This is a genomic window from Sporosarcina cyprini, assembly GCF_022048975.1.
In the GTDB taxonomy this organism is placed as follows: domain Bacteria; phylum Bacillota; class Bacilli; order Bacillales_A; family Planococcaceae; genus Sporosarcina; species Sporosarcina cyprini.
On the sequence record NZ_JAKMHX010000030.1, the window covers coordinates 120,866 to 138,705 of the forward strand.

Consider the following 17,840-nt stretch of genomic DNA (forward strand, 5'->3'; position numbering starts at 1 on the left):
AAAGAGCGCCACATCTGCTTTCATGGATGTTAGCCACTTCTAACTCCAAGATAACAATGTTGCGCTCGTTGTCCTGCCTTACACGTGTACCATTGCTCGTTCGTATCCTTGAAAACGGCTTTCAAGCTTTTCTCCGAGGGAGAACAGCGCATCCTCGTTTCCATTCTTACTAATCAACTGCAGTCCTATCGGCATCCCATCCGCATCTTTTCCAAGAGGAATCGTAAGGGACGGCAATCCCCAAGTATTCGCAAAAGCGATATAAGGCAAATATTTCTTGAACGTTTTTCGGATGGAGAAGACTTCTTTATAAACAATTCCGTGTTTCGGTGCGGCACAGTGATACACCGGCAAGACGACAATCCGATTTTCCAAATACTCTTCCAATGCAGCCTCCCCGCTTGCCAAGAATTCATGAATTTGTTGAATTCTTTTTGGAGACGGCCTGAATAAGGAAGCACCAAATAATGCCCACGATAGATAGCTGTGTATTTCCCCTGTCCCGCGTGTCTTCTCGGCAAAATAAGAACGAATTGGTGTAACAGGTGCGTCCCCATACGCCTCTCTGGCATTGCTCAGACCACCATCGATTGACATGATTTCTTGCCAAATTTGGGCGGCTTCATCAAAATATGGGATAGGTTCACGTTCAGTCGTCATTTCTTCTCGCAAGGCAAGATATACTTCGTTCAACAGCCGCGTAGTCTCCGAAGATAGAGGATAATCCGTCGTCCTGAAAACAGTAACGGTAAAATGTTCCAATTCTTTTGGCGATGGCGATTCGTAAGCAATAATATGATAAAGGAGTTCGGCATCCCTGACCGATTTGGCAATCGGTCCTATTCCGAGCATCCTTTGCTGCAATGAATCTTCCACAAATGGATAGCTTCCCTTTTGAGATACTTTACCCTTTCCCGATTTGAACCCGACTACTCCATTGAAATGGCTTGGAAATCGTATGGAGCCCCCGATATCTGAACCTATTCCGATTGCCGCTCCGCCAGCTGCAATCATCGCTCCCTCCCCGCCGCTTGATCCGCCGGCCGTTCGGGTTACATTATGAGGATTGTTCGTCCTTCCATACAATTTATTATCGGTTTCCTGGCAAAAACAAAGCTCCGGCGTGTTCGTTTTTCCAAGGATGATGGCTCCTTCTGCCTTTAACCTTTCCACGACTTCGGCATCTTCATATTGAATAAATCCTTTGCGGCGAAGTAATCCACCGGTCGTTGCCATCCCTTCTACATCAAAGGATTCCTTCACACTTATCGGGACGCCAAACAATCGCCCTTTCCCTTTTCCTTCTTCTCTGGCAATGTCAGCTTGAATCGCTTCTTCACGGGCAGCTGCAAAACGTTCCTCTACTACACAATTTACAATTGGATTTACTTTTTCTATTCGTTGAATATACTGTTCCACTGCATCGGACGAACTCACTTGTCCACTCTCGAGTAATTTCAGCAGGTCATGAACGTCCAGATCAAGCAACGACATTGCAACAAGGTCTTCTTTGGCTTTTATCATCATTCGCACCTTCTCTCTCAGCTATCTAGTTCTTTTCATTATACATGAAATCCACTACTATAGTTATGAAGATTCTAATACTTATGTAATATCACTCTATGGTATTACTATGCTGGACTTGGAGCCGGTATTCAGTAAACCCGGGCTATTTTGGCATAAAAAAAGTCCCTGTACATCGACAGGAACTTCATTTCAACAGTTATTTCAATAAAATAGCCCCCATAAAATGACAATCAAAATAATGAGAAGCGAGGCCCCAAATGCCAACCATTGACCGCGACCATCCGGTCTGTACCAACCCATGTGTGCCACTCCTTTTCACAAATAGATTCTTATGTAAATGGTTCCCTTCCCCTTTTAAAAGTAAACGTGGGGACTTGGATTCAAGATAATGTGTTCGGGAAAGAAGGGTAATCATGTATGTACTAATTTGCAATCGAAACGCTGGCAATTCCTCTGCCCTTCAAAAACTCGAAGTAGTTAAGCGGCAGCTGGACGGGCGGAAAATCGCATATCACGCTTTAATCAGTGATTCAGCAAACGCAACAGCTTTGTTTTTACAGCAGTTTGTCGCGTCTTGCAAAGCAGTTGTCATTATCGGCGGGGATGGCACGTTACATTCTGTACTGCAAATATGCGTGCCATCTCAAGTGCCAATCGCCTTCCTGCCTTCAGGATCCGGGAATGATTCTGCCCGCAATCTGGGCATTACAGAAGATCCGCTTCTATTTGTAGAGCGGCTGCTTCTGCATAACGAAGTACAACTCGATGCCCTTTCGGTGAATGGAATATACGGTCTTACCGTCGCAGGCTTCGGTCTGGATGCTTCCATTGGTGAGAGAGCGGAAACCGCCAGATATAAATCATTTTTCAACAAAATCGGTCTGGGTAGCTTAACGTATTCCGTAGCCGCCGTTCTCGATCTTATGACTTTTCAGCCATATTCGAGCAAGTTGATTGTAGACGGGAAGGGATACGAATTTCCCGTGACCTGGCTCATGTCCTGCGGCAATATGAAATATTACGGAGGGGGTCTTGAAATTTGCCCAAAGGCTGATCCATTGGACGGCAAGATGAATCTCACCGTTTTGCACGGCGCTTCCCGCTGGAGAATCCTATTTTCCCTCTTCCCAGCTTTGCTGAGGGGTGGAATAATCGAAGCGAAAGAAGTAATGTATGCATCTGGCAAGGAAGTTCGGATCGTGGCAAATCGGAAACTGCCCCTCGTTGTGGATGGAGAAATCTACTGGAAATCAGAAGCAAGCATCCAAATTGTACCTTCCATAATATCTTTCCTGACTACATAACTTCTTATTTTAATAAAGAAAACGCTTACAAAGTAATCGGAAAGTTTTGTATGTGTCGATTCATTGAAATTCATGGACAATTAGGATATTTCATATGTCATTTCTGTTGAAATCATGTTACTATTAGAAAATATTTATGAAGATGCGGAGGAATACAGAAATGACTATGGTAGAACAAAACGAAAAGAAGCTAGTCTTCGTAGAAGATATTTTGATTGCCAATCAACTTTTGAAAGATGTTGTCGTCCATACCCCTCTCCAAAAGAACGAACGGCTCTCTGAAAAATACGATTGCCATGTCTACATCAAGAGAGAAGATTTGCAACATGTCCGCTCCTTTAAATTGCGTGGCGCTTATTATAAGATCAAGCGGATTGAAGAAGAAGCCCGCGAAAAAGGAATCGTCTGCGCAAGTGCAGGCAATCATGCACAAGGTGTCGCGTATGCGTGTGCCCATCTGCAAATTCATGGCAAGATTTACATGCCGCAAACAACCCCAAAACAAAAAATCAACCAAGTGCGGATGTTCGGCCGAAATTTTGTAGATATTATTTTAATCGGAGATACTTTCGACGACTCCTCTGAAAAAGCAAATGAATGCGCGCTCGCTGAAGATCGTATATTCATCCACCCGTTTGATGACGAAGATATCATCGCCGGTCAGGGCACGGTAGCAGTTGAACTGATGAATGACATCGAGGAACCGCTGGACTTCGTTTTCGCCAGCATTGGTGGAGGCGGACTTATGTCGGGCTTATGCACATATATTAAAAATCTTTCACCCCATACGAAAATGATCGGTGCGGAACCAGACGGAGCCGCCAGTATGAAAACAGCAATGGAGAATAATGAAGTGACCACACTAGATACGATTGACAAATTTGTCGATGGTGCAGCTGTAAAATGTGTCGGCCAGAAGACCTTTGAAATTTGCAACCGATATGTCGACGATATCATTCGGGTGCCTGAAGGCAAAGTATGCACGTCCATCCTTGAATTGTACAATGAGCATGCCATTATTGCTGAGCCTGCTGGCGCATTGCCAATTGCCGCACTGGATTTCTATAAGGATCAAATCAAAGGCAAGTCTGTTGTTTGTGTAATCAGCGGAGGCAATAATGATATCGGCCGGATGCAAGAAATTAAGGAAAAGTCATTAATTCATGAAGGGCTGCTCTATTATTTTATTATCAACTTCCCTCAGCGCGCTGGTGCTTTACGGCAGTTTCTTGATAAAGTGCTTGGTCCCGATGACGATATTACAACATTTGAATACACGAAGAAAAACAATAAAGAGAACGGTCCCGGACTTGTTGGAATCGAAGTGAAGCGGAAAGAAGATTATCCAGGACTGCTAGATCGGATGCAGGAAAATGGTTTTCCTTTTAAAGAAGTGAACAAGGACAGTACCTTATTTGAGCTATTAATATGAGAAAACGCCTTGCGAGAAAAATCGCAAGGCGTTTTTAAGTTAGTTCGCAGATGTTGCAATCACAGTCGCAATCTTATCAATCAATGGAATCGTGCTTGATTTTTGATCTTGCGTCAAAATGCTGAAGATCAGGGTTTCTCCGTCTTTCGTTTCTGCATATCCCGCCAGACTGTTTACCCGATTTAAGCTTCCCGTTTTGGCAACTACTTTTCCTCTGACCAATGGCGATGTCAAACGATTGCGCAAAGTTCCGCCTATAAATCGGTCATTCGCCCCTGCGACCGGAAGCCCTTGGACGTAAGTCGAATACCATGGTGCGGAACGAACAAGAAATAAAAGCTCAGTCATTTGCGCCGAAGTTACTTTATTAGAATGAGACATGCCTGACGCATCCTCGAATCGCCATTCCGAGCTGTTAAGCCCAATAGAATCTGCAAATTCGCGCATTACGCGCAATCCCGCATTCCAACTGCCTTCTCCGTATTTTTGACGACCCATCGTCTTAGCCAGAATTTCAGCATGCGTATTGTTGCTCAGCTTCATGAACGGTTTCATCAGGTCTTTGAGCGGCATGGATGTTTTGACTGCAAGAACTTGTCCATCTGCCGGCGCCACTCCTCGACGCACCACAGATTTCGGAGAGAATTTGATGCCTTTGCTTGCCAGAGACTTTTTAAACACATCCAATGTATAAGCAGTTGGATTGGAAACGGTCACCCATTCCCTTTTGCCAGAACTGCCGACGGGAACATTACCTGAGATGATAATGTTATTTGTCCCGCTTTGTCGTTTAATGGATAATGTATTTTTCGAACCTTTTGGAACCGTGTTGGTACGGTTGATCACTTTAACAATCCCGGTTTCTGGTGTCATTTTAACTTTTGCTTTATATCCTTTTTTGGTTGGGACAGCTTCCACAATGACAGTTCCCGCATCGTAATCCTTATTCGGAGAAAGTGTCAAACCTGTAATTTGAGCCGCATAGTAACGAGATTCGTCACTTTTGTCAATGCTCGGGGAGAGTCTGACATCATCAAACCAATAGTCGTCTCCTACAAGATTTCCGGTGATTTTAGTGACCCCTTGCTTTTTCAGCTGGGACGCAAACTGATCTAGATCTTGTTTCAACAACGTTGGGTCTCCCTGCCCTCGTACGAATAGATTTCCCTGCAGCACACCTTTTGAAATCGTACCATCCGTCAGCACTTCTGTCGTGAACCGGTACTCTTCACCGAGTGTATCCAGAGCTGCGGCAGAAGTTAATAATTTTAGCGTTGAAGCTGGTGTGATCTTTTTATCTGCATCCGATTGATAGATAATTTCACCTGTTGATGCTTTTCTAATGGTCACACTGCTATTGATCGCCTTCATGCGGCTATCCGACATTATCAAGTTAATGGACCGCTCTAAATTTGGGTACGTGCTGGCGGCTTGTACTTCGGATGCCTCTGTTATCGGCGTGAACACAACGCCAATTGATAGAAACATAGATAAGATGACAACTAGTACTCTACGTTGCAACCTCAATTCCCCCTTCTCAATTGTCATTCCTTTACAGTTTACCATGTAATCATTTATTGATAAATAGATTCCTAGAACTTTTTTCATATTAAAACTAATTCTAAGGCTCTAGGAAAATGAATAAAAAAAGGAAACAATCGACAAGAAAGTGGATGGTTTGGAAATGAAATAACGAGTGAGAGACGGCGTTTAATAAGCAAAACACCGTCTCTCACTCGTTTTTCTGTGTACTCGTTCGATTCTAGCTTCGAACCGATCGAATCCGTCTTCGAACCGCTCGTATAACTGGGAAACCGATCGATTCTTTCTTCGAACCGCTCGTATAACTAGGGAACCGATCGAATCCGTCTACGAACCGCTCGTATAACTGGGGAACCGATCGATTCGGTCTTCTAACCGCTCGCATAACTGGAGAACCGATCGATTCGGTCTTCGTACCACTCGCATAACTGGGGAAGATTTTGTCTCCGAACCGCACATATAACTAAGGAACCTACCGATTCTGTCTTCAAACCGATCGTATAACTGGGAAACCGATCGATTCTGTTTTCAAACCGCTCGTATAAACGCAGAACCGATCGATTCTGTCTTCGAACCGCTAATATAAACCCGGAGCCGATCGTATATACGCGGAACAGCTATGGTGTCGAGTAGTCAGTTACAAACCAACTGAAATGTATTTTATTTCCAAGTACTCTTCGATGCCGTAATGGCTGCCCTCTCGGCCGATGCCGCTCTGCTTAAATCCACCGAATGGAGCTTGTGGCGTGGATGGGAGGCCGTCATTCAGTCCGACGACTCCGTATTCCAACTGCTCGCAAATGCGAATGCCCTTTGTTAGGTTTTCAGTAAAGACATAGGCAGCCAGCCCATAGTCGGAGTCATTGGCTCTGCGGATCGCTTCCTCTTCCGATTGGAACGTTACAATTGGCATCACAGGGCCGAATGTCTCCTCATGCATGCATAACATGTCATCGGTTACTCCGGATAATAGGGTCGGCTCATAGAATAATCCTTCCTTTACTGAACCTCCCGCTTCTACTTTAGCCCCTTTTGCCTTGGCATCATCCACATGATCTTGCACTTTCGCAATAGCCTGTTGATCGATTAGCGGGCCGATTGTAACCCCTTCTTCTAACCCGTTGCCCACTTTCAGTTCTTGTACCTTTTTGACAAGACGGCTGGTGAACTCCTCAACAATGGATTCATGTACGTATACCCGATTGGCGCATACGCAAGTTTGGCCGGTGTTTCTAAATTTGGTTGCCATGACACCATCCACCGCTTTTTCGATCTGGCAATCGTCCATAACGATCACCGGGGCATGGCCACCGAGTTCCAAGGAGATTTTCTTGACATTATCTGCAGCTCCCCTCATGAGCAACTTCCCTACCTCTGTAGAACCCGTAAATGTTAATTTGGTGACTCGCTTATCTTGCTGCCACGCTTCGCCGATTGCGCTTGCGTCTCCTGTCACTACATTGATTACTCCCTTTGGAATCCCTGCGTCCAGGGCCAGCTGTGCCAGTTTAATTGCGGTAAGTGGCGTTTGTTCTGCAGGTTTTATCACTACCGTACAACCTGCCGCCAGTGCTGGCGCCACTTTTCTTGTAATCATGGCAGCCGGGAAATTCCAAGGCGTGATGACAGCTGCCACTCCAACCGGTTGTTTATGCACAAAAATGCGCTTGTTCGGGCTTGAGGAAGGGATTGTTTCCCCATAAATACGCTTCGCCTCTTCTGCATACCACGAGATGAATCCATTGGCATAGGCAATTTCCCCCCTTGCTTCTGCAAGCGGCTTCCCCTGTTCTTCTGTCATTGTCTTAGACAGATCGTCCGTAAACTGTTGGATCAAGAAATACCATCGTTGCAGCAGTTCACTCCGTTCGTAGGCTGTTAATAAAGACCATTCTTTAAATGCCGCGTGCGCTGCATCCACAGCGAGCTCCGCTTCTTTCGCGCCGCCTCGTGGAACCGTAGCGATTATTTCACCAGTAGCCGGGTTTTCCACGTCTATTGCCGGTAAGGTTAAACCTGTCTTTTCTCCATTTATGATCATAGGATATGTTTCCATTCAAGCTCCTCCTTTTTCATGATTCCATTCTTCTACTTTATCATTGTTACTTTCCCTATTCCCATTATCGTGCACCCTTTTTACATTCTAAAAATAATAGTTATGCGTAAGGACCTATTGTATATCATTACCGATGCTTTCTTCGGCGAAACACGCAAATCGTATGCTACACTTAGTTTATCCCGCTAGTGTATGACAGTGTACATTAGCCTGATAGACGACCCTTATGGACGTCATCATTTTAACTATGAACGAGAAAGAAGGCAGTAAAATGGAAAAAAACGGAGTCAAACTAACAACACTTACAACAAAAGGGGGATGCGGCTGCAAAATAGGTCCTGCAGATTTATCTCAGGTACTTCGCACACTTCCTCCTGCCCCATTTGACGAGAATCTACTCGTCGGTTTGGATACAAGCGATGATGCAGGTGTATATAAGCTGACAGATGATCTGGCAATTGTCCAGACGCTGGATTTTTTCACACCAATTGTCGATGATCCATATGATTTCGGTCAAATTGCTGCTACTAACGCTATCAGCGATGTCTATGCGATGGGAGGAACACCGCTAACCGCTCTAAATATTGTGGCGTTCCCGATTTCTAAACTGGACAAAGAAATACTGACAGACATCTTAAGAGGCGCAGCCGATAAATTGAAAGAGGCCGGAGTAACACTCGTAGGCGGCCATTCTATCGATGACCAAGAACCGAAATTCGGATTAGCTGTAACAGGAACTGTCCATCCTAAGCATGTAAAAAGCAATGCCGGCTCCAAGCCTGGCGATCGGTTAATCTTAACAAAACCGATTGGTGTCGGTATTTATACGACGTCCTTGAAGCATGGTGCCCTAAGCAATGAGGAAATAAAACAAGTGACATCCGTTATGACTACGTTGAATAAAACTGCCGCTGAAGTCATGACACCATATGAAGTTCATGCTGCGACGGACGTGACAGGGTTCGGATTATTAGGACATGCTACAGAGATGGCAAAAGCGAGCGATGTCGGTATTCGAATCTTCTCAGCACAAGTGCCTGTTCTTCCTCGAACACGCGAACTTGCTGAGGCAGGAAGGATTCCTGGAGGTACGAAAAACAATCTGGCTCATGTGGAGGCCGATATCACATTTGCAGAAACACTTGATTCAATTGACCGGTATATATTATGTGATGCGGTGACATCCGGCGGACTACTTATTTCGGTACAGAACGAGAAAGCGGAGAATCTGCTGCAAGACTTACGAAAACAAGGCGTGGACGCTCATATTATCGGAGAGATTACTGCGGAGAATCGGAAGAAGATTGAAGTCATCTAAGGGTACGCGAATTGAAAGGTGAACAAAAATGATACGAGATATTTCGTTAGAAGATTTAATGGAAATGCAACAACAAGAGCGGATAACGACCGTCGATGTCCGCTCTCCGAAAGAGTACGAAGAAGCGACGATCCCGGGAAGCCGAAACATTCCGGTTTTTAATGACGAGGAACGTGCTGAAATTGGCACTCTTTATAAACAAGTAAGCCCAGAAGCGGCTAAAGAACGCGGGTTGGAAATTTTTTCACAGAAACTTCCTTCTTTCATTAAAGCATTTAAAGAGATTGATGGACCCACCACTGTATTCTGCTGGAGAGGCGGCATGCGGAGTAAAACGGCTGCCACTGTTTTGGAATTGATGGGCATCCATGTGAACCGGCTGAGCGGAGGGATTCGTTCTTATCGCCAATGGGTTGTTAAAGAACTAGAGAAAGAAGAATTTCCTCCTGAATTAATTGTGTTGGACGGCTATACGGGCACCGGTAAAACAACCATTCTTCGGAAGCTGGACGAACAAGGACTGCCGATTCTAGACATCGAAAAAATGGCGGGCCACCGGGGCTCTATTTTTGGCCAAATCGGTCTGCAGCCGAACAATCAAAAGAAATTTGACTCTCTCCTTGTACATGAAATGAAAAAGCTGAAGGACAAACGCTTTGTATTAATTGAAGGAGAAAGTAAACGGATTGGAAAAGTGCTTCTCCCGCCTTTCCTGTTCAACAAAAAAGAAAACGGCCGCCATGTCATCATCCATTTGCCGATGGAACAGCGGGTACAAAATATTCTAGACGATTACGAGCCTTGGAACTCACCGAACGAGTTTCTCGATGCTTTCCAATTAATCAAGAAAAGAGTAAAACCAGCTCTTGCGTTCGAGATCGAAACTCATTTAGCGAAAGAGGAATTTAAAAAAGCGGTTGAACTGCTGCTGCTGAATTACTATGATCCACGCTATGAGCATTCCGCATCCACAAAACCAGGCGAAGCGATCGTTGTCCATGCTGCCGACACGGAGGACGCGCTTGCAAAAGTGGCAGACATCTATGAATCGGCAGTGGCTTCAGTGACCAAATAGAAATCTGATTCCCCATCCTGTTTGAAATAATGATTCCAATCAAACCATAAAAAGAGCGCAATTTCGTTACTCCATTAACGAAATTGCGCTTTCTATTTCAGCTGTTTATATCCGAGCGGCTCTGCGGCTTTTCCACAAGAGAAACTGTTCAATGACGACGGCCGCTATCGTTCCGGTAATCAAACCATTGGATAAAATGGCGGCAACAAGCCCTGGAAGTTTGACAAAGCTATCACTAGGGACGAACATCAATCCAACACCAACCATTAGACCAATTGCCACCACTTTATACGCTTGCTGCTGATGTGGATCTGCCGCGAGTTCATGGAATGCCATTTCCACCATTTTTGAGAAGATGGCGAAGGTCACCGCATAAGCGACCGGTGCGGGCAATGCAGCGAACGTTGCCATGACAGCAGGAAACAATGTCATAACAACGATAATTGCACTGCCGATAATAAAGGGTTTTAATGAAGCCATCCGAGTCGCTCCGACAAATCCTGCTGAACCGGAAATCGGCACTGGCCCGATCGCTGAAAACAAGCCAGCGAGCATATGATTGATACCTGAAGCAATTGAGCCTTGCTTAACACGATCAGTCGTTTCAATCGAAAACGACTGCTTTAAAAGGTTTTCCATTACCCGAATGGAAGCCATCATGTTGGCAATCAATAATAATGTTATAAAAAATGCCGTTACGAGCATCCCGCCATCCAAAACAGGCTTACCATAAACGAGTATGTCAGGAAAATCAATCACTTTTCCGGAAACCGTTGAAATAGCCGGGGCTTTCCCGATAGCTAAAAACAACAGCCAGCCAATTAAAATCGCCAGTAAAACAGAATAACGGGAAATCCAACCCACTTTGTGATTCATCATAATAAACATAAGGATGACAATGATAATGCTTCCAATGACGACACGGATATCAATCGCATCTCCGGTGTTCTCGATGCCCAGCATTCCTTTGATAAATGTTCCGCTTAACTGCAAAATCAGCAGCATTAAATAGGTAAAGGTGACTGCCGGGGTAAATAGTTTTTTCATCTTGCTGACTAGTCCCAAAACCGCTAGCAGGATGAACAAGACGCCACTATAGATCATTCCGCTCTGCAGTGCCTGCAACGCATCTTCCTTCGTAGAATACAACACGCCGACCATACCTGCGTAGACGACGAAGATCCCCCACCATAAACCTGCCGGGCCTTCATTGATTGGCATCCGATGCCCAATGGCCGCTTGTACAATACAGGCCAAACCAAGGACAAACATCGTTCTTTGGATAAAAAGAGCAGTCTCCGCCGCATCCATTCCAAATACATGACCAATCGCAATTGGTGCAGCGATCGAAGAGGCAATCAGGAACACGGCCCATTGCAATCCGCCTGCTATATGTTTCATCCCATCACCTCATTCCGTACGGACAAATAATTTCGTTTTACAGTATACCACGTTCTTCGCCAATCATTGATTTCAACAATTTTTCAATAAAATCATTGCAGATTGTTCTACTTCCAGCAAAAAAGGGTGCCCCTGTCTCATTTGACTAAGGGCAACCCTTCTTTAGTATTCTTTAATGAATGAAACAACTGCTTCCATTAATCCTTTAGCTAACGGCAAGTCAGGATCGGTGTACGTCGCGAGATTTTCTTCCCGGTTTTCGGAAGAATCTTTTAATACATGGTTCATATTCGGCACAATGACTAATTTGGACTCCGGTTTCGCTTTATGAAGGGCTTCCGCGTCTGTAGGAACTACTTGCAGATCACGGTCTCCATTAATGATGAGTACTGGAATGGAAAGCTGTTTCAACGAATCGACCGGGTCATACGCCATCATAGACATCATATATGGCTGGACTGATGGCCTGAATACCGCAGCTAATTCTTGAGGTACATCCTTCACTGTATGGCCCGCTTTTAGTTGATCTAAAATATCAAACGCCTGCGGTTGCAATTCATCCGGCAATGCTTCTTTCAACTGCTCTTTCAACACGACATCCATCGGTCTTCCTATGCCGGCCAAGGAGACGAACAAATCGGTGTCTGCTTTCTTTGCAGCCACCATGCCGACCAGAGAACCTTCACTATGACCAATGATGCCGACTTTATTAAAACGGCTATCTTTTTTCGCCCATTCAGCGAATGCGGCAGCGTCCTCAATAAAATCATCCAAACGAATGTCCTCTTCTTTGGTCATGAGTGAACGATTGTCGCCAATACCGCGCTTGTCATAACGGATGGAGGCAATGCCTTGCTCTGCTAATGATTGGGCAACCATTTTAAGACTGTCATTGTTGCCTGCCATTACATCGGAATTCCCATCTTTGTCAGTTGGACCGGAGCCGGCAATGATGACCATGATGGGAAACGGCCCCTCTCCTTTCGGTTCAACAAGCAAGGCTGACATTGTCCCTCCTGTCACATCCACTTCAACCCGCTGGCCCAATTCTGGCTCCCGAAGCTTCAATTGGAAAGGGAACTTTTGCCCGGCTTGCGTAAATGTTCCGGATAATCCAGTTTCGTCTTTTACGCCTTGAAACGTCATTTTTTGCCCTTGCAGGGTCATTTCCATTGTCAGCTTAGAATCCTTCAGCTCTACTTTTGACAACTTATAGTCATGTAATCCTTGTGCAGGGATACTGATCTGTCCACCTTTCTCATCTATAGATATAGTAATTGGCAAAGATTGGCCGGCTGCGTCAATCGCTCCATCCCAAATCCCTTCAAGTGAACTCAAATTGCCATCCTCCTCGATTGGTTTTTCTATCCCTTTTTCTTTTCCACATGCAGTCAACGCCACTAAAGCAAATGCCATCAACAGCAAGGCCAAGTATTTTCTTCTCATACAAACCACCTCATTTGTTATATATAAAGTATAACAAAAACGAGTGAGATTGCCAATTAAAAAAATAGAGAATTCTCCACTATCGAATTCTCTATCCTATTCCGACTATGTTATTTAATGAAGAATCCGTCCGATTTCGACCATTCGCAATAGATCACGTCATGGGGATTGGGAAACCCTTCTCTTGTTAATTCTTGTCGCAGCCACGATTCTGTTTTTCCAATAGCATGCAAGACCTCCTGCTGAATTTGCCCTTCATCTATCAGCAATACACTTGGATATTCTTCTTGTTTGTCTATCTTCAAGTCCCCACATGTCACAGGTTTATATTTTGCATATTGGTTAATAGAAATGTCTCCACCTGGTTCAAGAAAGAGATCTTTCACCTCTCGAAGAGAAAATATGCCTTGTTGCCGAAGCATTGAGCGCAGTTGTTCCATCTCCAATTGATTTTTCCTCATTAGGTGCAGATTTATCTTTCCGTCCACAATGAGATGATCGGGTTCCCCTTTTAACAGGATCCGGACTTTATTAGATTTTGTTACTAGTTTTTCAATCACGTAAATCGCAACAACCCATACACCTAAGGAGAAAAGAAATTGCCATATGGAGATCTTGGGGTTATATAAGGTCTCTTCCAATATCCCTCCAAACATCAATAAATAGATCATGTCATAAGGAGTCATTTCGGCCAAATGTTTTTTCCCAAGTGCACGGATGACAATCATAAACGCGATTAAACCGGTAACGAGTTTTAATCCATTAATCACATAATCCATTAGATGAACCTCCTATTCTGCCTTGTAAAATAGGTACCCATTTACAGCCGATCTGACACAGCAAGCAGCAAACTGAAACATTGTCCAACAAGCTTGTAACCGTCATGTAATGTTTCAGTTTCGTATGGAGGGGTATTTTATTGTCAGTTCGATAAACTTATTAATAAACCAGGAGGCGTATAATTATGGTACAAAGACGTGTAGTTGGTTATTATGATACGGAAGCGGAAGCAGTTGCAGCAATCGAGGATTTAAAACGACAAGGTTACAACTCTAATGATATTTCAATCATCAGCAAAAACGAGCATCAAGTAGATTATATTGAGGAAGAGACAGGAACACACGCTGCTGATGGCGCCGCAACAGGCGCAGCGACAGGCGGAGTCCTTGGTGGTCTTGGCGGTGTACTTGCTGGAATCGGTGCTCTCGCAATTCCAGGTGTCGGTCCGATCATCGCGGCTGGCCCGATTGTAGCGGGAATTACCGGCGCTGCAGCCGGCGCTGGTGTCGGTGGACTTGCCGGCGCACTAATCGGCATGGGTATCCCAGAAGATGAGGCAGAGAGATATAACCAGTATTTCGATGAAGGAAAAATCCTAGTTCTCGTTGATGGTGAATACACTGATTTTGATCACCGTGCTGAATATCCAGATCGCCCACTTGTCTAAACAATATGAAAAAGGGTTCTCCATTTGCGGAGAACCCTTTCTTTTTTAATAGTATGGCGAGATTAAAATATATACTAGGACACCTGTGAAACTGACATAAAGCCATAATGGCATTGTCCATCTTGCGATTTTCCGGTGCCTGTCGTGCTCACGGTTCCAGGCACGGGTTACAGTTGTCAGCACAAGCGGAACGATGACAGCAGCTAGGACGATATGGGTAATGAGGACAAAATAATAGATCCCCGCCAACACCCCTTCTCCCCCATATGGCGTGGAAGGCGATAAGTAATGGAACGCTACATATGTAACAAGAAACAGAGTCGTAGTGACTAGAGCTGCGTTAATAAAACGCTGATGCACGGTAATATTCCGTTTTTTGATTGCCACTAGTGCCGCCACTAGAAAGAGAAACGTAAACGAATTAAAAATTGCATTCAATAAAGGCAGTATCGTTACATCAAAAGCTTGAAAATCCTCGACGCCCGGAAGACGGGACAAGAGACCGATGGCTCCAATTAAAACAACAGAAATCCCAATGATCAGCGGCTTATAATTCCGTTTTCGAAAGGACTCTCCCCCTGTATATGATTTCATTTCCTCACAACTCCTCGAAGTTTGTTCATTCCTGAAAAAATTTCAGCTGCATTCAGTTTATCATAGATTAACCACAGCGGAACGAATGTTCACAGGGATGTCATGATTCAATTTCATAACTGAATTTGTGACAGCTGTCTCTGAACAAATTGACAGAGTCTACCATGCATTTGCACAGCTGACAGAACTACCTGTTTAGGCTTCCGAGGCTATCCTTTCTGTCAGTCTCATTACGGTAGACCATTGAGTTGCCAAGAGCCGCACGCAGGACAATTGGCCCGGTCTGCTGCCAGTTTAGCAGCCGTGTCTGTAAGCCTTGGAGATGTAGTAGCCTACTGTAAAAAATCCCCCGAACAATAAAGTTCGAGGGATGGTTATATTATAAAGGCAACAAACGGACCGTTTCCTTGTTCTTCAACCCTTCGATCATTTGAATCCATCTCTCTGGCTTATTTGATAAGACAGAGTAATAGTCAGTAAGGAAATCGACAATTAGAGTGGATGGGATTTCGTTTGTTTCTTCCAATGGCATGAAACAGAAATCAAGCCCTTCAACTGCTTCCCCATCATTTTTCCAGGAAGGATGCACGTAATTGAAATCCAAACGCTGGTACCCCAAATGGGAAAGCACTTCACGACGAACGAAAGGATTCATGGCCATGATGCCACCAAAATCAAAGTCCTCCCGTTCGTAAGGATCATAAATTTCAGCAAACATGCCGAACAGTTCTTTGCCGTTTTCCTTAGCTAACCGTTTCAAGTCTTCTTCCCTTTGCTTGGCAAGAAAATGACCGATCCCTTTACCGGAAGATCCAATGATCGTAAAATCAGTCATCGCGATATTCCATTGCGGATAATAACGATATTCGGTAGCCCCGACGACTTCCCCCTCTTCGACTGCTACAAAGACACGGATGCCCGGATCCTCCAAGGGCTCTTTCCAAAGATTAAATTCCAGCACTTCCTCTGGCGGAAAAACTTCACCTAATAAATTGTGCATTTTTGCGAACAACGGATCTTCTATCGATGTGATTCGTGTAAATTCCATTCTCAACTATCCCCTTATTATCATTCTTTTGAGTTAAACGGATTCTTCCATTCCATTAAGAGAGCGTAATTTTTTGACTCGTCATCTTCCAAATAATTTTCCATAACACGGAGAGGCGTTCTGCCGCATTTGAGCAAGAAGTTGAGAACCGGATCACGCAACGTTCCGTTCACTACTTTTTCTGCATATTCTTCCGCCGTCATTTGCTTGGAGTACATTCCATATCCTGGCATCCTACCGCCGCCAAGCAGCCGCTTCAGATTAAGCTTAACGACAAGCTGGTACATGGCATGCATCATAATTTTGCCCAGCCCGGCTTTCCTAAAAGCAGGATGGATGCAAATATCCACTATATATAGCGTATCTCCATTAGGATCATGATTGCGGATATAGCCATTGTCTGTTACCTGTTCCCAAGTATGATCTAGATGATCACAATCAAAAGATAGTAATAGGCTTGTAATGGATCCAACAATCCGGCCATTATATTCTACGCAAATCGCACCTTCCGGAAACCGGTTGACATGTTGCGTGAGCTGTTCACGATTCCACCAAAGCTCCTCGGGAAAAGGGGGAGGAAAACATTCACTTTGCAATTGAATCATTGCAACGGAGTCTTGCATCGAATAATTTCGTACAACTACAGGGATAAAACTCCCTTCGACAGGCACCAAGATGTCACTGCGGTACATCATTGCCAGCACCTCGCAACGCATTTGTCCCCCAATCAGTATACAAATCAGTCCGTCGATCACGCCATGTTGTGACGGATCCTTTTTCCCTTACTTCGTATAACAAGGAAAGGTCCAAGTCAGCTGTCACGAGCATATCATTATTTAATTCCCCTTCCGCCGCAAGACCTTTCGGAGGGAACGGAATGTCGTTGGGCGTGATGATGGCGGCCTGGCCAAAATTTGCACGCATTAAATCAACGGTCGGCAAGGAACCTACTGTTCCAGTCAGGACAACATAGACTTGGTTTTCGATAGCCCTTGCGTGACTCGTATAGCGGACACGATGGAATCCGTGCCTATCATCCGTGCAAGATGGACAGAAAATAACGTCCGCACCGGCAGCCTTCACCATCCGGACAATTTCCGGGAATTCAATATCGTAGCAGGTAAGAATGGCAATCCGGCCTTTTTCAGTATCAAACACTTTCAAATCCTCGCCTGCCGCCATATTCCACCCTTCGATTTCAAATGGTGTGATATGCAGCTTCGCCTGTTCTTCCACTGTGCCATCCGGGAAGAATAAGAACGCGACATTATAAAGGCGCCCCTCACGCTCTATGACATGAGTGCCGCCGATGATATGCATATTATATTGAGTGGCCAGCCTCTTAAACAATTCGAGATACTGGTCCGTGAATCCCGGCAACGCCTCGATCGTCAATGCTTTTCCATCCGCATCACCAATAGAAAGCAGCTGTGTCGTGAAAAATTCTGGGAATAAAACGAATTCGGCATCATATTCCTGTGCGTTCCGGATGTAATGCTCACATTGATTAGCAAATTCCTGGAACGTACGGATAGAATGAAGATGATATTGCACAGCAGAAACGCGAAGTTTCATTCAACCAACCCCCCTAGTAAAATAAAATGACATGGTAGCAACATCATAATATATGCCAGAGGGAAAGTCATGCTT

Annotated in this window: 16 protein-coding genes; 5 read left to right on the forward strand and 11 right to left on the reverse strand. The window is 44.7% G+C overall.

Going from position 1 to position 17,840, the window contains the following annotated elements:
- Positions 1-78: 78 nt before the first annotated feature.
- A complete protein-coding gene (locus L7D49_RS13030; protein ID WP_238081512.1) occupies positions 79-1,524 on the reverse strand; it encodes an amidase in 1,446 nt (481 codons plus the stop codon).
- Between the two features lie 416 nt (positions 1,525-1,940).
- Between L7D49_RS13030 and L7D49_RS13035 the strand changes: the two genes are divergently transcribed.
- Both L7D49_RS13035 and ilvA read left to right on the forward strand, forming a co-directional pair.
- On the forward strand, positions 1,941-2,831 hold the full coding sequence (locus tag L7D49_RS13035; RefSeq protein ID WP_238081514.1) for a diacylglycerol/lipid kinase family protein: 891 nt from the start codon (positions 1,941-1,943) through the stop codon (positions 2,829-2,831).
- 166 nt (positions 2,832-2,997) lie between these two features.
- On the forward strand, positions 2,998-4,263 hold the full coding sequence (gene ilvA, locus L7D49_RS13040) for a threonine ammonia-lyase IlvA (RefSeq protein WP_238082750.1): 1,266 nt from the start codon (positions 2,998-3,000) through the stop codon (positions 4,261-4,263).
- Between the two features lie 39 nt (positions 4,264-4,302).
- Here the strand turns inward: ilvA and dacB are convergent, their stop codons facing one another.
- The 3 genes from dacB to L7D49_RS13055 all read right to left on the reverse strand — a co-directional run bounded on the left by dacB (position 4,303) and on the right by L7D49_RS13055 (position 7,861).
- Positions 4,303-5,784 (reverse strand): D-alanyl-D-alanine carboxypeptidase/D-alanyl-D-alanine endopeptidase, encoded by a 1,482-nt coding sequence (gene dacB, locus L7D49_RS13045; RefSeq protein WP_238081516.1) that lies wholly within the window; start codon positions 5,782-5,784, stop codon positions 4,303-4,305.
- Between the two features lie 241 nt (positions 5,785-6,025).
- Positions 6,026-6,262 carry a hypothetical protein gene (locus tag L7D49_RS13050; protein WP_238081518.1) on the reverse strand — a complete coding sequence of 79 codons (237 nt, stop codon included), beginning with the start codon at positions 6,260-6,262 and terminating at the stop codon, positions 6,026-6,028.
- Between the two features lie 180 nt (positions 6,263-6,442).
- The gene (locus L7D49_RS13055; protein ID WP_238081520.1) at positions 6,443-7,861 is read right to left on the reverse strand and encodes an NAD-dependent succinate-semialdehyde dehydrogenase; all 1,419 of its coding nucleotides are present in this window, start codon (positions 7,859-7,861) and stop codon (positions 6,443-6,445) included.
- A 271-nt stretch (positions 7,862-8,132) separates the two neighbouring features.
- On the opposite strand from L7D49_RS13055, the gene selD reads away from it, so the two are divergent.
- Together selD and mnmH are read left to right on the forward strand one after the other, a co-directional pair.
- The gene (gene selD, locus L7D49_RS13060) at positions 8,133-9,179 is read left to right on the forward strand and encodes a selenide, water dikinase SelD (protein ID WP_238081522.1); all 1,047 of its coding nucleotides are present in this window, start codon (positions 8,133-8,135) and stop codon (positions 9,177-9,179) included.
- A 28-nt stretch (positions 9,180-9,207) separates the two neighbouring features.
- Positions 9,208-10,254, forward strand: a complete 1,047-nt coding sequence (gene mnmH, locus L7D49_RS13065; protein WP_238081524.1) for a tRNA 2-selenouridine(34) synthase MnmH — start codon at positions 9,208-9,210, stop codon at positions 10,252-10,254.
- A gap of 105 nt (positions 10,255-10,359) precedes the next feature.
- Here the strand turns inward: mnmH and L7D49_RS13070 are convergent, their stop codons facing one another.
- From L7D49_RS13070 to L7D49_RS13080, 3 genes are all read right to left on the reverse strand, one after another.
- Entirely contained in the window at positions 10,360-11,655 is a 1,296-nt protein-coding gene (locus L7D49_RS13070) for a purine/pyrimidine permease (protein WP_238081526.1), read from the reverse strand.
- A gap of 162 nt (positions 11,656-11,817) precedes the next feature.
- Complete coding sequence (locus L7D49_RS13075) at positions 11,818-13,101, reverse strand: alpha/beta hydrolase family protein (RefSeq protein WP_238081527.1); 1,284 nt, start codon at positions 13,099-13,101, stop codon at positions 11,818-11,820.
- 110 nt (positions 13,102-13,211) lie between these two features.
- The gene (locus L7D49_RS13080) at positions 13,212-13,880 is read right to left on the reverse strand and encodes a DUF421 domain-containing protein (protein WP_238081529.1); all 669 of its coding nucleotides are present in this window, start codon (positions 13,878-13,880) and stop codon (positions 13,212-13,214) included.
- A gap of 185 nt (positions 13,881-14,065) precedes the next feature.
- On the opposite strand from L7D49_RS13080, the gene L7D49_RS13085 reads away from it, so the two are divergent.
- The gene (locus tag L7D49_RS13085; protein ID WP_238081531.1) at positions 14,066-14,548 is read left to right on the forward strand and encodes a general stress protein; all 483 of its coding nucleotides are present in this window, start codon (positions 14,066-14,068) and stop codon (positions 14,546-14,548) included.
- 45 nt (positions 14,549-14,593) lie between these two features.
- Here the strand turns inward: L7D49_RS13085 and L7D49_RS13090 are convergent, their stop codons facing one another.
- The 4 genes from L7D49_RS13090 to L7D49_RS13105 all read right to left on the reverse strand — a co-directional run bounded on the left by L7D49_RS13090 (position 14,594) and on the right by L7D49_RS13105 (position 17,765).
- Positions 14,594-15,142 (reverse strand): DUF420 domain-containing protein, encoded by a 549-nt coding sequence (locus L7D49_RS13090; RefSeq protein ID WP_238081533.1) that lies wholly within the window; start codon positions 15,140-15,142, stop codon positions 14,594-14,596.
- Between the two features lie 379 nt (positions 15,143-15,521).
- Positions 15,522-16,190, reverse strand: coding sequence for a GNAT family N-acetyltransferase (locus L7D49_RS13095; RefSeq protein ID WP_238081535.1), 669 nt, complete (start codon positions 16,188-16,190; stop codon positions 15,522-15,524).
- 20 nt (positions 16,191-16,210) lie between these two features.
- A complete protein-coding gene (locus tag L7D49_RS13100) occupies positions 16,211-16,882 on the reverse strand; it encodes a GNAT family N-acetyltransferase (protein ID WP_238082752.1) in 672 nt (223 codons plus the stop codon).
- Positions 16,869-17,765: a carbon-nitrogen hydrolase family protein gene (locus tag L7D49_RS13105; RefSeq protein ID WP_238081537.1), complete on the reverse strand. Its 897-nt coding sequence runs from the start codon at positions 17,763-17,765 to the stop codon at positions 16,869-16,871. Before L7D49_RS13105 ends, L7D49_RS13100 begins: the two co-directional genes overlap by 14 nt.
- Between the last annotated feature and the right edge of the window lie 75 nt (positions 17,766-17,840).